Origin of the sequence: Microcoleus sp. AT8-A3, assembly GCF_036705675.1 — a bacterium.
Taxonomy (GTDB): domain Bacteria; phylum Cyanobacteriota; class Cyanobacteriia; order Cyanobacteriales; family Microcoleaceae; genus Microcoleus.
In genome coordinates this window covers 92,974-108,758 of record NZ_JAUBVD010000021.1, presented here as the reverse complement: position 1 = coordinate 108,758, position 15,785 = coordinate 92,974, and the positions used below count along the sequence as shown (strand labels likewise).

At 45.1% G+C, this 15,785-nt stretch carries 12 protein-coding genes; 8 read left to right on the top strand and 4 right to left on the bottom strand.

The features are described 5' to 3' along the window. The first annotated feature begins 215 nt into the window (after positions 1-215). Together pds and crtB are read left to right on the top strand one after the other, a co-directional pair. Complete coding sequence (gene pds, locus QUB51_RS14890; RefSeq protein ID WP_333260340.1) at positions 216-1,589, top strand: 15-cis-phytoene desaturase; 1,374 nt, start codon at positions 216-218, stop codon at positions 1,587-1,589. Between the two features lie 91 nt (positions 1,590-1,680). After that, positions 1,681-2,610, top strand: a complete 930-nt coding sequence (crtB, locus tag QUB51_RS14885) for a 15-cis-phytoene synthase CrtB (protein ID WP_333260343.1) — start codon at positions 1,681-1,683, stop codon at positions 2,608-2,610. A 154-nt stretch (positions 2,611-2,764) separates the two neighbouring features. Here crtB and QUB51_RS14880 read toward each other — a convergent pair whose 3' ends face one another. Then, positions 2,765-3,241: a hypothetical protein gene (locus QUB51_RS14880; RefSeq protein ID WP_333056667.1), complete on the bottom strand. Its 477-nt coding sequence runs from the start codon at positions 3,239-3,241 to the stop codon at positions 2,765-2,767. A 414-nt stretch (positions 3,242-3,655) separates the two neighbouring features. Next, complete coding sequence (locus QUB51_RS14875; protein WP_333260347.1) at positions 3,656-6,502, bottom strand: valine--tRNA ligase; 2,847 nt, start codon at positions 6,500-6,502, stop codon at positions 3,656-3,658. 157 nt (positions 6,503-6,659) lie between these two features. On the opposite strand from QUB51_RS14875, the gene QUB51_RS14870 reads away from it, so the two are divergent. Next, positions 6,660-6,995: a hypothetical protein gene (locus QUB51_RS14870; RefSeq protein ID WP_333056669.1), complete on the top strand. Its 336-nt coding sequence runs from the start codon at positions 6,660-6,662 to the stop codon at positions 6,993-6,995. Beyond that, a complete protein-coding gene (locus QUB51_RS14865; RefSeq protein WP_015179269.1) occupies positions 6,988-7,362 on the top strand; it encodes a type II toxin-antitoxin system RelE family toxin in 375 nt (124 codons plus the stop codon). Before QUB51_RS14870 ends, QUB51_RS14865 begins: the two co-directional genes overlap by 8 nt. Before the next feature lie 318 nt (positions 7,363-7,680). Here QUB51_RS14865 and QUB51_RS14860 read toward each other — a convergent pair whose 3' ends face one another. Then, a complete protein-coding gene (locus QUB51_RS14860) occupies positions 7,681-9,333 on the bottom strand; it encodes an FAD-dependent oxidoreductase (RefSeq protein WP_333260350.1) in 1,653 nt (550 codons plus the stop codon). A 58-nt stretch (positions 9,334-9,391) separates the two neighbouring features. Here QUB51_RS14860 and QUB51_RS14855 point away from each other — a divergent pair, with 58 nt between their 5' ends. From QUB51_RS14855 to QUB51_RS14845, 3 genes are read left to right on the top strand one after another with little or no spacing between them, the layout of a single operon-like run. Next, a complete protein-coding gene (locus QUB51_RS14855) occupies positions 9,392-9,562 on the top strand; it encodes a hypothetical protein (RefSeq protein ID WP_333260353.1) in 171 nt (56 codons plus the stop codon). Between the two features lie 41 nt (positions 9,563-9,603). Continuing rightward, a complete protein-coding gene (locus tag QUB51_RS14850; RefSeq protein WP_333260356.1) occupies positions 9,604-11,280 on the top strand; it encodes an AAA family ATPase in 1,677 nt (558 codons plus the stop codon). Between the two features lie 47 nt (positions 11,281-11,327). After that, positions 11,328-12,524 (top strand): 5-methylcytosine restriction system specificity protein McrC, encoded by a 1,197-nt coding sequence (locus tag QUB51_RS14845; RefSeq protein WP_333260359.1) that lies wholly within the window; start codon positions 11,328-11,330, stop codon positions 12,522-12,524. Between the two features lie 91 nt (positions 12,525-12,615). Here QUB51_RS14845 and QUB51_RS14840 read toward each other — a convergent pair whose 3' ends face one another. Further along, entirely contained in the window at positions 12,616-13,620 is a 1,005-nt protein-coding gene (locus QUB51_RS14840; RefSeq protein WP_333208216.1) for a phosphoribulokinase, read from the bottom strand. An 864-nt stretch (positions 13,621-14,484) separates the two neighbouring features. Here QUB51_RS14840 and petH point away from each other — a divergent pair. Next, complete coding sequence (petH, locus tag QUB51_RS14835; RefSeq protein ID WP_333056676.1) at positions 14,485-15,690, top strand: ferredoxin--NADP reductase; 1,206 nt, start codon at positions 14,485-14,487, stop codon at positions 15,688-15,690. The last annotated feature ends 95 nt before the right edge of the window (positions 15,691-15,785 follow it).

Here is a 15,785-nt window from a genome sequence, read left to right as displayed (position 1 = left end):
CTCATTAGTCCTCTTTGAGAGGACTTTTGCTTTGAGGCAGGGGTTTCAACCCTTGCCGGACTGTCGGGTAGGCGCGAAGACTGTCGGACAGTCGGGTTTAACGTGTTGGTTGACACCTATGGGCAGTTCCTTGTCCCTACAGATTTCCCAAAATATTGTAACGAGTTGTAAAGTATAATGAAAACGAAGCGAACACAGAGGCCAAGTAGTATCAAATGCGAGTTGCGATCGCCGGAGCAGGCTTAGCAGGACTTTCCTGCGCTAAATATCTTACCGACGCGGGCCACACCCCCATCATCCTAGAAAGTCGGGACGTACTCGGCGGCAAAGTGGCCGCCTGGAAAGATGCAGATGGCGACTGGTATGAAACCGGCCTCCACATCTTCTTCGGTGCATACCCGAATATGCTCCAACTCTTCAAAGAACTTGACATTGAAGACAGGCTGCAATGGAAAGAGCACTCGATGATTTTCAATCAGCCGGAAACCCCCGGAACCTATTCCCGCTTTGACTTTCCCGACCTTCCTGCCCCCTTCAACGGCGTCGCAGCCATCTTGAGCAACAACGATATGCTCACCTGGCCCGAAAAAATCCGCTTCGGTATAGGTTTGATTCCGGCGATGCTTCAGGGTCAAAACTATGTCGAAGCAATGGACAAATACTCGTTTTCCGACTGGCTGAAAAAGCAAAACGTCCCCCCCAGAGTCGAAAAAGAAGTATTCATCGCCATGTCCAAGGCGCTCAATTTCATTGACCCCCACGAAATATCGGCAACCATACTGCTGACAGCCCTCAACCGCTTCCTGCAAGAGAAAAACGGCTCGAAAATGGCCTTTTTAGACGGTAGCCCCACAGAGAGGTTGTGTCAGCCGATGGTAGACTACATAACTGAGCGCGGTGGTGAAGTACGGCTGAATGCACCCATCGGGGAGTTTTTGCTCAACGATGACAACACGGTGCGCGGGTTCCAGATTCGGGGAGTAAAAGGGGCAGAGTCAGAAATTCTGACGGCCGATATTTACGTTTCCGCGATGCCGGTTGACCCGCTGAAGCTGATGATGCCGAAACCTTGGGGCGAAATGGATTATTTCAAACAGCTCGAAGGTTTGGAGGGAGTACCCGTCATTAATGTACACTTGTGGTTCGATCGCAAGCTAACTGAAATCGACCATTTGCTGTTCTCGCGATCGCCCCTGCTGAGCGTCTACGCCGACATGAGCAACACCTGCCGCGAATATGCCAACCCAGACAAATCAATGCTGGAACTGGTTTTAGCACCGGCCAAAGACTGGATCGGCAAATCTGACGAAGATATCGTCGCAGCCACAATGGTCGAGTTAGAAAAACTCTTTCCCGATCAAATCCCAGAACCAGCCAAACTGCTCAAATATCACGTAGTCAAAACCCCTCGTTCCGTCTACAAAGCAACTCCCGGACGCCAGCAGTGCCGTCCCACACAAACAACTCCCATTAGCAATTTCTATCTAACGGGGGATTATACGATGCAGCGTTATCTTGCGAGTATGGAAGGTGCCGTGCTTTCTGGTAAGCTGACAGCGCAGGCTATTTCGACGGCCAATAACAAATGAAAAATTAAGAATTTTTCATAAAGACGTAAAAAATCTCCCGTTTTCTAAACGGGGGAAAATCAGTTCTAATCTTTAAATTTCTTATTCTCGGATGCTGCAACTGTCAAAACTCCAGTGCATGAGAACTCTGGCTTCTGTGGATGACTCTTACGAACTGTGCCGCCAAGTCACGGCGAGTTATGCCAAAAATTTTTATTTAGGCACTCAACTCATGCCCGAAGCCAAGCGTCGGGCGATTTGGGCGATTTACGTCTGGTGCCGCCGCACCGACGAACTCGTAGACGGGCCGGGTTCTGATGCAACGACCCCTGAAACCCTCAATCTGTGGGAAAAACGGCTAGAATCGGTGTTTGCCGGCCATCCTCACGACGACTACGACGTAGCGTTGGTGGATACGCTGTCTCGTTTCCCGATCGACATTGGGCCGTTTCGAGAGATGATTGCGGGCCAGCAAATGGACTTGTACCGCAGCCGCTACGAAACTTTTGAAGAGCTCAATCTTTACTGTTATCGAGTAGCGGGTACTGTAGGGCTGATGTCGATGTCTGTCATGGGTGTAGGCGAATCGAGCTCCGCTGCTAACTGGAATTGGCACTGGGGGAATAGAATTCCCAAAGAAGAAGCCATCTCCCTCGGTATTGCCAAGCAGTTGACTAATATTCTGCGCGATGTCGGAGAAGACGCCCGCCGCGGCCGCATTTACATTCCCTTAGAAGACTTAGCCTTGTTTAACTACACCGAAGAAGATTTATTCAACGGTGTAATTGACAACCGCTGGCGGGAATTGATGCGGTTTCAAATTCAGCGAGCTCGCAAATTATACGCCAGCGCCGAACCCGGAATTAAAGTGCTCAGTCCCGATATTCGCTGGACAGTTTGGGCTGCTACAATGCTCTACAGCAGAATCTTAAATGCGATCGAACGCAATCAGTACGATGTGTTTCAGAAGCGCGCTTATGTTAGCAATTCTCAGAAACTGCGGTGTCTCCCCGCTGCTTGGCTGAAGTCAAAAGTGCTTTAGTCGCGGGCCGTATTGCTGGCGATTCAGCAACTGGTAAGGGGTATTTGTCAAGTTACAAATTATATGATGTCCAGCAAATTGCATATTAGGTTAGTGGGGACGCGGTAGTGCCGTGTTCCTACGTTTGGTGTGTTAATTTAAATCAAATTTTAAGTCAAATTAGTGGAGTAGCGGGCGGAATAGGCAATTGGGCGATCGAACTTTCCAACAATTGCTTTTCCTGCTGGAGTTTTGCCTCTAAATTTTGAATTTGTTCTCGGCGGGCTTCAACTTCAATCAAGCGGCGAGACAATTCTTGACTCTGCAAAGTGAGAGATTGCCGCCAATCTTCGGCTTTCTGGGCTTCTTGCTGCAAAAAATCGGGAGTAAAACCTGTTGTTAAATATTTTTCTACTAATTGTAGTACCCAGTTTGTAGCTGCTTGAATATGCAAAACCTGGCTATTTTCGTCAACATTTGCTAATACTAGCATTCCTTCATTTAAAACATTTTGATCTAAATCTGACGGTACTGTCAAGAGAGTTTCTTTACAAAGCATAGCCCAAGTATCATCAGAATTTTGGCAAGCCAGCAATTGCAGACTTATCTCGCCTAAAATTTCCTTCTTTTGTACTTGGGCTAAATATAACATGAGGGTAATTAGTAATTGGTAATTGGTGATTAATTGCCCGTGTTAGCACAATTGGTTCTATTATTGAAACCAAATTTGTAGGGGCGGGTTCGCCAACCATTTATGGTAAACATCAATAATACTATAAACCCGCCCCCGCCCACCAACAATAAAAATGTACGATGAATTTAGAGGTAAAATTGTGATGTAAATAATGGCTGAGGAGAGGGCGGGTTTACGAGATTGTTTGTGTATTTCATAGATGGCTGGTTAACCCGCCCCTACGGGATTTTGGGATGTTTTTATACAGCGATCGCCCAGCCTAATAAAAATGATAATCTCCTCAGAAACCGGGTTTCTTTCAATATTTTTCGTTACTCAACCGAAAAATTCGTAGAAACCCGGTTTCTCAACCCACCCGCGACTAATGACTCCTTAAAACAACTTTAGCCGATCGCGCAAAATTTCCGCTTGTTTTTGGGCTTCCGCCAAAGCATCCCTCGCCCCCTGAACCACATCAGGAGTAGCCTTATCCACAAACTTCTGATTAGTCAAGCGCGCCGCACTATGCTTAATTTCAGCTTCCACCTTGCTCAACTTCTTCTCTAATTTAGCACGCAAAGCCGCCAAATCCACCACCCCAGCCAGGGGAATCAATACTTGCACAGTACCGACAACCCCAGCAATTGACCCCCCTTGCCCCCCCTTACCAAGGGGGGGATTAAGGGGGGGTTCTGCATCCAAACTAGCAGTAACTGTCAGATTTTCGACTTTTGCCAAATCCTGAATGTAAACACCTCCATCTGAGATGATTTGGCGTTCTTTCTCGCTTTCGCTTTGCAAAATCGCCGTCACCTTCACACTGGGTTTGATATCAGCATCTGCCCGCAAATTGCGAATAGTGCGAATTGTACCGAACAACAACTCAAACTGCTGTTCCAAATCAGCATCAATTAGCGAGATATCAGCTTCAGGATAAGCTTGCAAAGCCAAACATTCGCCATCACCTGTTTGAGTCAGAGTGTGCCAAATTTCCTCAGTAATGTGCGGCATAAAAGGATGCAGCAGTTTCAGAATCCCTTCCAACACAAAAGCAAAAGTTTGCTGTGCCATTTTCTTAGAATTTGGTTCAGCATCCTGTTGCAAGCGAGACTTGACTAACTCAATATACCAGTCACAGAAATCGCCCCAAATAAACTCATAAAGTCCCTTCGCCGCTTCCCCCAAACCGTAATTTTCCAAACAATTGCGGCTTTGCTGCACAACTTGATTGTAGCGAGAAAGAATCCAGCGATCGCACAATTCCAACCCTTCCTCTCTCCCCCCCTCAACAAGGGAATCTTCTTCTCTCCCCCCCTCAACAAGGGAATCTTCTTCTCTCCCCCCCTTAGTAAGGGGGGGTTGGGGGGGGTAAGGAATTCCCAATTGTTGCGGCGTCTGTCCCTCCAAATTCATCATCACAAACCGCGCCGCATTCCACAACTTATTCGTGAAATTCCGGGAAGCTTCCACCGATTTCGATTCATCAGTTTTGCGATCGTACTCCATGCGAATATTTTGACCGGCCCCTACCACTTCCTTAACCAAAGTGTAGCGCAAAGCATCAGTACCGTACTTACCAATCAACAGCAGCGGGTCGATACCGTTATTTTTACTCTTAGACATTTTCTGACCGTTTTCATCCAACACCAAACCGTGAATGTAAACAGTATCAAAAGGCATCTTTTCAGTAAAATGTCCTGCCATCATCGTCATTCTAGCAACCCAGAAAAAGATGATATCAAAACCTGTTACCAAAGTAGTTGTCGGATAGTAAAACTCCAAATCCTTAGTTTCGTCAGGCCATCCCAGAGTTGAGAAAGGCCACAACCCAGACGAAAACCAAGTATCCAATACATCTGGATCTCTTGCTAACTGCACGTCCTTACCAAATTTAGCCGTTGCTTTTTCCCTAGCTTCAGCTTCAGTTTTGGCCACCACAAACGGTGTCGTGTCAGTAATTTGTCCTTGGGTTTCGCTAACAGCATACCAAGCCGGAATTTGGTGTCCCCACCACAATTGTCGGGAGATACACCAATCCTTCAGCTTCACCAACCAATCCCGATAAACCTTGGTCCATCTGTCAGGAACAAAGACTGGTGAGTTACTTCGATCTAATGCTTCTAAAGCACGCTGAGAAAGAGGATCTATCTTCACAAACCATTGCGTAGATATCAAAGGTTCGACCGGAACCTTGCCGCGTTCGCTGTAGGGAACAGTATGCTTATAATCTTCTATTTTAACCAAAACCCCGTCAGTTTCTAACCGCTGCACCACATTTTTCCGGGCAAAAAATCGGTCTTGTCCCTGGAACTCTCCGGCATTTTCATTTAAAGTGCCGTCCTTATTCATGATGTTAATAAACGGCAAATTGTGACGCTTACCCATCTCGAAGTCATTAGGGTCGTGGGCGGGAGTCACCTTGACGCAACCAGTTCCGAAAGTCGGATCGACAAACTCATCAGCAATGATGGGAATTTCGCGATTTGCGATCGGCAAAGTGACAGTTTTACCGATAAGATGTTGGTAGCGATCGTCCTGTGGATTCACCGCCACCCCAGTATCCCCCAACATCGTTTCCGGCCGAGTCGTCGCCACCTCCAAATAACCAGAACCGTCCGTCAAAGGATAGCGGAAATGCCACAAATGGCCCTCAACTTCCTGTTGGTCTACCTCCAAATCCGACACAGCAGACTGACTAGCCGGACACCAATTCACCAGGTAATTGCCGCGATAAATCAGCCCCTCATCGTACAGGCGGACAAACGCTTCTAAAACCGCAGCGGATAAGCCTTCATCCATCGTAAAGCGTTCGCGCGACCAATCGACAGACACGCCCAAACTGCGTAATTGATTAGTAATAGTATTGCCCGATTCAGCTTTCCACTCCCAGGCCCGTTCCAAGAATTTTTCTCGGCCTAAATCGTGGCGAGTTTTGCCTTCTGCTTTGAGTTGCTTTTCGAGAATAGTTTGAACGGCGATGCTAGCATGATCCGTTCCCGGCAACCACAGGGTATTGCGTCCAGTCATGCGGTGATAGCGGACGAGGACATCAATCAGCGTCTCTTCAAAAGCGTGTCCCATGTGGAGACTGCCGGTCACGTTGGGCGGCGGGATGACGACGCAGTAAGGTTCGCCGCCGGCTTCGGGGTCAGCTTTGAAGGTTTGGTTGTCTTCCCAGTATTTTTGCCATTTGGCTTCGGTGGCTTTGGGGTCGTATTGGGGTGGTAGGTTTGCGGTCATGGTGGCTTGAGAGTTTGATCTTATTTAAGATTGTGCCATAGAAGGGAGGAGAAGAGTTTTGAACCGCATCCGCGTCAGAGGCAGAGGGAAGAGCGATATTCCAGGCGGGGCGGGTTTACGTTAAAATCAAGGTAAAATTAAAAGGTTTGATGGGATTATGAATGTAGCAGCACTTCGACATCAAATCGATCGATGGCTCGATCGACTTTCTCCAGAACATCTGGCATTAGTTGCGAGTTTTATAGAGTTTCTAAGCCAAAAGCAACGTCAGGGGGTAATCATTTCGCCAAATAATCTGCCAGAGGTTTTCTCAGCAGAAATCCAAGAGATGCCTCCTGCTAATTCTTTTAGTATTCCAGAACCCTCAGAAATTGACGGAGAGAACCAATCTAAAGCAGCGCTTATACAAGATTTTCGGCAAGCTTGGCACGAAGCCATGACTGGGCAAACCATTTCGGTTGCTCAAATGTGGGAAGGAATTGAAAATGACTGACTTGCCCTTAATTCAAGTTATAGTTTCACCAACCTTCAATCGCAATTTACGCACTCTTGCAAAAAAATACCGCAGCATTCGCAATGATATTCAACCCATTATCGAACAACTCACACGGGGAGAACTGCCAGGAGATCGAATTGCTGGAGTGGGTTATGCAGTCTTCAAGTTGAGAGTCCGAAATAGCGACACTCAAAAAGGTAAAAGTGGTGGATACCGTTTAATTTACTACGTCCAAACAGCAACGGGAATCATTTTGCTGACCCTTTACACCAAATCCGAACAAGTCGATATTGCAGCAGAGGATATTCAGAACATTATTACAGAATACGAGCAGCAGCAGAGCGAAGATCGAGAGGATATCTAAGAGTTGGGGAATCTTGCGCCGTCGAATATGAGGTTTCGACATCTTCAGTGGTTAAATCCTTTTAATATCTTATTTGACATAAATTCCTAATCCAAAACCTGCCTTCTCTGGGAGAAAGCCACGATTCTGCAGAGAAACCGATTTTCTTTTTGCCTTAGTCCTACTGGTAAAACAAATTGCAATAATTAAGAATCGCAATGAATAACAGTTATCAAACTCCAGGAATTGCGTTTTTTGTTCTCAAACTTAAACAAAAGTTTCTAGTTTGTAGGCCTGGTTTAACATAGTTTAGCAACACGGGCGACTGCTATATGTCGATTATTTCACTTCCTTATAATCCACCCCATAACTCGTATCTCTCCCCGACAAATACGTCGTTTTCCCCGTTAAAGTCTCCAGAGTTTTTTTCGTTTCAGCCGAAGTAATCGAATTCAGCGGCACGCCGAACTTGCTAGCCAAACCAGCGGCGACGCCCACACCTTGTCCTTGATAAATATTCACCGTCGCAATTCGCCCGACGGATACAGCCATACCGACATAACCGGACGATCGCCCGACAATGGCTAAATTATTCACTTTGCTAGCCAAAGCGCTTTCTATCCCGAAATTATACACTGGCAGCGGCGGAATTCTCGTAGATAAATGCTTGACTCCGCCCCGCATATCGAAATCGTAGGAAAAACTGCCGATCGACTTTCCGGGTACTGTTCCCCCTTTGATAATCTCTTTCCCCGTCAGCGGATCTACCACCTCGCGAACGTTCAAACTTTGCCTGATATAAATCTCGTCTGGAATAAATACTCTCACATCTTTACCAGACTTCTTTTGTAGCCAGTGTTGGAGATGTGACATTTCTCTAATCATTTCAGGAGTCGGTTTTCTGCCGTTAGCTTCCATCTTCATGATTTGGTCAACTGGGTATTTAAACAGAAACCCGTTCCAGGACAGCACATTTTTGTTATAAACGCAGACATTGCCTTTATCAAAAAAGAATCCTTTATTTTGACTAAAGGGCAGATTTCTGTCTATGTGATACGCTGCTCCTATTGCTACACTTCTGATGTCGTAGCCGTCTGTATATGGCTGATAAATCGTACTCCAAAAATTCTTCAGCCAGAATTTTGTACTGGCTGGATCTTTATATTTTGTAATGCTTTCTTTAATCTTTTTTACCAAAGGCCGATTGTATAGAATGTCATCTTCTATTCTGCGGAATTCGGACATCGTTATACCTGTAATTGTCGGAACTACAGAGACTGCTAAAGTTTCATTTTTGGATTTTATATTTTGAGATTCATATCCTGTATAATAAGATAATCCGGCTTTTCTGGCTAATTCAGCGTCTTGAGTTACGTCAATAAAAGAGTTGGCTTTAATTCTTAAGCTACTGCCTTTTACTTGGGCATATTCGATTTTTTTATCTACGACGTGGGGAGTAAGAGTTGAGTTGGAAATAACTCTGACTTTTGCTGCTGAAAGCATTTGTCTGAGAGCTTGATCTGCCCTTTTTGGGTCTAAGCAAGATTCGCGCGCATTCGCTTTATCTAAGAATTCTTTAAAACATTGGGCGTAGGGTTGGCGTTGCCAATTGGGGATTTTATCTAAATCGATGTAAGCTAAACCGCCGCGGGTAAGTAAGCCGCCCAAAGGAGCTCTTCCGTAGGTCGATCGCACGATCGCAACTTTGCCCTTTGGGCCTAAAGTTTTCTTAGCCCATATCGCCGCACATATCCCCGGTACTTCATCACCATATACTACTACATCAAAGGTTTGCTCTGGTGGTTTTTTAGGAAGTACCGGAGGCGGGCTGCTGGATTTTTGCTGCAGAGTTCCATTGTCTAAGGTGGCACTTGCTGGGTTTCTATTTGCGATATAATTTTCTATTTCTCTGAAAGGCGGATAATTAAGTAAAAGTTTTAGGGCGGCAAAGATGATTGCAATTGAAGCTAATTTCTTGAAAGTAGAGAGCATTCAGTTGACTCGTTTATAAATTTGCATTACCTGAAAGCGCAGTTCAGGGTTTACGGAGTTGAATATAGCACGTTTAGATTGTTTCGACACAAGTTTAAATTTTCCGGGAACTGTTGTTAGCGGTTTTGCCTGTGTTACTGGTTTGGCAGGGCATTTGATGTGGGTAAGGATGGTGGGTGCGATCGCATCTCAGATATCTGGTGTCGGGAAGGGCGATCGGCTACAATAATTTAAGAACAACAATTGAGTCACCTTAAACATACAGAAAAAATGGAAAAAGTTTTTGTACATCCTGAATGTCCTTTTTCAGAGAACACATTTAACTTATTGGCACAATTTTCTGAAAACCCAAGCTCAGATTTTCTCAGTGAACACCAAAAAGATTTATTAAAATATGTAGAAGAACCAGTCAAGTATATTTTAAACCAGGTACAAAAGCAGTTGCCGGATTGTATTAAAAAATATATAGATATCAAGCAGGGGAGCTTTAGCTACATTCATAGGAAATCTTTGGAATCAGCAGGAGTCTACAGGGGAGCCTACTGTAGTAGGGTTTCTACCAAATCTGCTCAGTTAATGTTAAAAGTTGAAAACCAAAGATTAACTTTTGGTTTCGAGGCACAAAAAGAGGCGTTTCTGTTCATGTTATATGGGTACGCAAACTCGTCTGAAAATGACGTTAATTCTATCGCAATTCTTAAACGTTCTTCCGTTTACAATAAACAGCCCTTTTATTTAAGATATAGTATTAACGAAGGAGATGATAAGTATTTTCACTATGGTATGTGGCCAAATGTTATCCCCGAAACCAAACCGGGTACATGTATTTACCAACTATTAGACAATATTGTGGAAGAAATTGTTATCGCTTCGCGACAATCTGAAAATGTTAAACTCGTTTTATCTGGTCATATTTTGGCAACCAGATCACTTGAATTAAAAAATATATTAGGATATTCGGATAAACAACTAACTCATAAGATAGCACAAACCTTTAAAAAAGTATTTCCATTATTTTTAATTTCCACTAATATCTTCTACGACGATGACCATGATGTACCTCTTCTTCTTAGCCAATATCTTTCAGTACATGAAAAGGAATTTAATCCAGTGTATCACCTAGAAGAAATTTCAGAAATTACTGGTTTTCAAACAACCCAACTAACCCAATGGATACAGGCCATTAACCGCAAAGGCCAAACCATCATCCAAGGCCCGCCCGGAACCGGAAAAACCTTCATTGCTGAAAAATTAGCCAAACACTTAATCGGCGGCGGTGACGGTTTTTCAGACATTATCCAATTTCACCCCGCCTATACCTACGAAGACTTTATCGAAGGCCTCCGCCCAATAAATAAAAACGGACGATTAACCTACTCAATAGTTCCCGGTAGATTCCGAGAGTTCTGCGAAAAAGCCGAACCCTATGAAGACACTTGCGTTCTCATTATTGATGAAATTAATCGCGCAAATCTTTCTCAAGTCTTTGGCGAGTTAATGTATCTCCTAGATGACCGACAAGACACAAAACGCTCTATTACACTAGCCAGCGGTATACCCTTTAAAATCCCTAAAAATGTCCGCATCATCGGCACGATGAACACCGCAGACCGTTCTATTGCCTTAGTCGATAACGCACTCCGCCGCCGCTTCGCATTCATCCCCCTCTATCCTAACTATGAACTGCTGCAAAACTATCATAATAGAGAGAAAACAGGTTTTGCAGTTGATGACTTAATTAGGATTCTCAAAAAAGTAAATCAAGCAATTAGCAACAAGCACTATGAATTAGGTATATCCTTCTTTTTGACAAAAACTTTAGGTGAAGATATCCAAGATATTTGGCAAATGGAAATTGAGCCATACCTCGAAGAATACTTCTTTGATAACCTGGAAAAAATGGATAAGTTTCTCTGGGATAAAATTAAAGACGAATTGAGCAATTGATAATCTAACGCTACCCTTCTTACCACAAACACGGCGTTACAGCATCTATGACACGAGAATCACCCCAAATCATCGAACTCACTGAATATAAATCCGAAAGCTTTGAACGAGATTTTATCCCCGAATCAGTTGGGGATAAAATATGCGATAATTATGCCAACGAAATAGGGATAGAATTTCCCACCCGTAAAACAAAATATCAATGGAAATTAACATCTAAAGGCAGAGTGGGCAACATTCCCATCACTCCAGAATTTCACATCGCCATCCGCCCCAAGGTTCCCATAAACAACCTCTTCGGAATGCTTGACTATGCCTACAACCTTAAGATAAAATTTCCCCAAGGGTCGATTCAGTGCCAATCTTTACAAGAAACTTACGAGAGATTAGCTAACATTCTTGCCCAAAAAATTATAGAACGCTGTCGCAAAGGATTATATCGCGATTACTTATCCAAAACAGAAAGACTCGCCTACATTCGCGGCCGTGTCGATTTGCGGTCAGCCCTGCAAAAACCTTGGGATGTTAAACTAAAATGCCACTATAACGAACAAACAGGCGACATCGAAGACAATCAAATACTCGCTTGGACACTTTTCATCATTGGCCGCAGCGGTTTCTGCCGTGAATCTGTTTCATCCACTGTGCGAAAAGCCTTTCACGCACTCCAAGGATTTGTTACATTAAAACCTTTTAAATCCGAAGCTTGTATTGATAGAAATTATCACCGTTTGAATCAAGATTATCAACTTTTACACGCCTTATGTCGATTCTTTTTAGATAACACAGGGCCAAGTCACGAAACTGGCGATCGCGAAATGCTCCCTTTTCTCATAGACATGGCTAAATTATACGAACAATTTGTCGCTGAATGGCTCAAAGCAAATACACCAAAAGGCTTTGAGGTCGAATCACAATACCCAGTTAAACATGACAAAGATTATTTCGATGAGATTGACTTAATTATACGCGATATTGAAACAAATGAAATCCTGTACGTCCTCGATACAAAATACAAAGCTCCCAATAGAGTAGGCCGTGATGACCGTAATCAAATAGTTGCTTACGCAAATGCCTTAAATTGCCAAAATGCAATTCTCGTTTACCCGCAAGACCTCACAACGCGACTAGACATAAAACATGGCGCTATCCGAGTTCGCAGTCTAACTTTTTCCCTAGATAGCGACCTGAATGAAGCCGGAAAAACCTTCTTAACCTCTCTACTTCCAAACACCCTCCCCTAACTCTACTCTGCGCCCTCTGCGCCCTCTGCGGTTCATTTCTCCACAAAAAAAGAGGCGCAATTGCGCCTCTCAAATCTTTCATGTCTGCGTTCTAAACACTCATAGCCACTTTCGCTTCTTTCGCAGTCAACTTCTCGTAAGTCGCCCGCATCTTCAATCCCACTAACACTTGGAACAAACCAGTTCCATTGTTAGAACCAGGATATTCGCGGTGCTGGAGCAACAGGTGAGTTAACTCGCCTTCATACTTCGCAGAAGTCTTGCTCAAATGGCTTTCGATGTAAATAACTTCTTCGAGATTCTCGAATTGACCATCTACTTCCAAAATCGAGACTTCGTGACCGTAGAAAGCATCGGGCCCGTAGTACATCTTAATTCCGGGATAGGAACAAGTCAGCTTGCGGCCGCAAGGAACCCAGTTAATTGTTGAACCTTCGTCAAACAAATACGCAGGCTCAAAATTGGCGATGCCTTCGCGCTGGATCATCTGCACACGCAGAACTTTCCGCTCCTTGTCATCTTTGATCAAGTTGGTCGGCAACACTTGAATTACCACATCAGCATATTGCTTTTGCGGGTCGATGTAGGCCGTAAAATCCGGTTTGCGAGCATTGATCGCAAACAGCACGTCTTCGTAACGGTGGCCCCGTTCCGCCATGTCGCGCTGGATTTTCCAAGCAATTTTTACCTCGTCGCTGATGTCGAGGTAGACGCTGAAGTCGAGGAGCGATCGAACTCGCTCGTCGTACAGCGGATGCAGCCCTTCAATCACAATCACGTGATTCGGCTCTACCCTTTCGGGCGGGTCGATCATACCGGTTTCGTGGTTGTAAATCGGCTTGTCGATCGCGTTACCTTCTTTGAGAGCCTTCATTTGCTCGGCCATCAGGTCAAAATTGTTCGCTCTGGGGTCAAGGGCTGTAATCCCTGTTTCCTTGCGCTGCTTGCGATCGAGACTGTGATAGTCGTCAAGGCAGATTACAGTCACGAAATCTTCCCCGAACAAATCTGTCAATCGGCGTAAAAAAGTAGATTTTCCGCATCCGGAATCTCCGGCAACGCCAATTAAAACCACGCGATCCGGCTTACTGGTCATAGTTTCCCTCTAACAAAATCACTGTTTACTAACTAACTCAAGTCTAGATTCCACAAAATTTCAGCCCGCAGGTAGCGGCAAGCAGGCTTTGTGCTGCTGTGCTACCGCGATAGCATCGAGTTCTCACCAGCATACAGCAGTGAGTTGATTGCCTGCCCGGGAAGACCCAAGCAATCTTCAAGGCAAGTAATTAATAGCTTGTAAAAGTATAGTCATTTATGTATGACATGGGAGGCGTGAATCCCTCCCCTTTCTTTTTTACTTCGAGCGGATTGACCCGCCTGGGCTGAACTACGCAGCTCCCTATCCCATCGCACAAGGCATTTGGGATTGCTTGGGGCATAAGATCCTAATATCTATTAACACTAACTTTAGTAGTTGATCTTACCAGAATGCGATCGCCCACTACAAGCTCAACGTCGATAGATTTTAGATTTTAGATTTTAGATTGTAGATTGTAGAATTGACCCGTCAGTCAGCCTGGGAGTCATAAATCCAGGATCTTGTACCTGGCTGCTTTCGGTCAATAGGAGCTATTTGTTGCCCGATGCCACCCTCCATCACCGATCGGCAATCAAAACGACTTATCGGGGCAGATCCCCCGATCGGGTAAAATATTGGCAGTACGCAGACAACAATAGCTATAGGTCAACAGCCGAACGCAAAGCGGGCTCGGTGAGCGCGGCGTTCGGCTAGTAGGGATTTGATACGCGAGCGATCGCAACTTCAACCTTCCCGCCGGCGTGGCGGGGCCCAAAAATTGGCGAGGCCAATTAGTCCCGATGGCCTTAAGAAAAAAGTAAATTGAGTCTAACGTCACATTCTCTTTCTTTATAACTCTGTATCGTGAAGGAAAATCAACCAATGTACAGCCCAAGCATATCTGGTGTGGCGGCCAACTCAGAATCAGGCAGCCGCATCTTTGTTTACGAAGTGGAGGGTATGCGTCAGAGCCAAGCAACTGACCAAATAAGTAACCCGATTCGCCGTAGCGGCAGCGTATTTATCTCCGTGCCCTACGATCGCATGAATCAGGAAATGCGCCGGATTGCTCGGATGGGTGGAAGAATTGTCAGCATCCGCCCCTCAAACAGCGCTCCCGAAACAAATGGCAAAGTCGCACCAGAAGCAGGGCTACAGAGTCAGAAATCTGGAGAAGAAACTAAGCCCATGACTCAAGCCAAGGAAAAAGTTCAGGTTCCTGTCAACCTCTACAAACCGGCCAATCCCTATATTGGTAAGTGCATTTCTACAGAAGAATTAGTCAGAGAAGGCGGCGACGGCACAGTTCGCCACGTCACCTTCGACATTTCTGGAGGCAATTTGCACTATCTCGAAGGTCAAAGTATCGGGATTATTCCTGATGGCACGGATAAAAACGGCAAACCTCACAAAATTCGGCTTTACTCGATCGCCTCCACCCGTCACGGCGACAACCTCGACGACAAAACAGTCTCGCTGTGCGTGCGCCGCCTAGAGTACAAAAGCCCAGAGACTGGCGAACAAGTGTTCGGCGTTTGTTCGACTTTTCTCACCGGTTTGCAACCGGGGGATGATGTCAAAATCACCGGCCCCGTAGGCAAGGAAATGTTGTTGCCCGACGACGAAGAAGCCACCATTATTATGATGGGTACCGGTACAGGTATTGCTCCTTTCCGGGCTTATTTGTGGCGGATGTTTAAAGAAAACAATCCCGATTACAAATTCAGAGGTTTAGCTTGGTTGTTCTTTGGAGTTGCTTACACTCCCAACATTCTTTACAAGGAAGAGTTGGAGCAATTGCAGCGCGAGTTCCCCGATAATTTCCGCTTGACTTATGCCATCAGCCGCGAGCAAAAGAATGTTGACGGCGGCAAGATGTACATTCAAAACCGGATTCAAGAGAACGCAGACCAATTGTGGGAATTAGTTCAAAAGCCGAATACTCACACTTATATCTGCGGTTTGAAGGGTATGGAAGGCGGAATTGATGAGGGAATGTCGGCCGCGGCTGGCAAGCACGGTGTTGACTGGGCTGGCTATCAGAAACAGTTGAAGAAAGAGCACCGTTGGCACGTTGAAACTTATTAATGTGTTACCTGATTTAATCTGATTTGTAGGGTGGGCTGAGCTCGCCCTACAATTGTTTTAAACAGTTGTTTTAAACAGTAGTGTAAAATATGAAG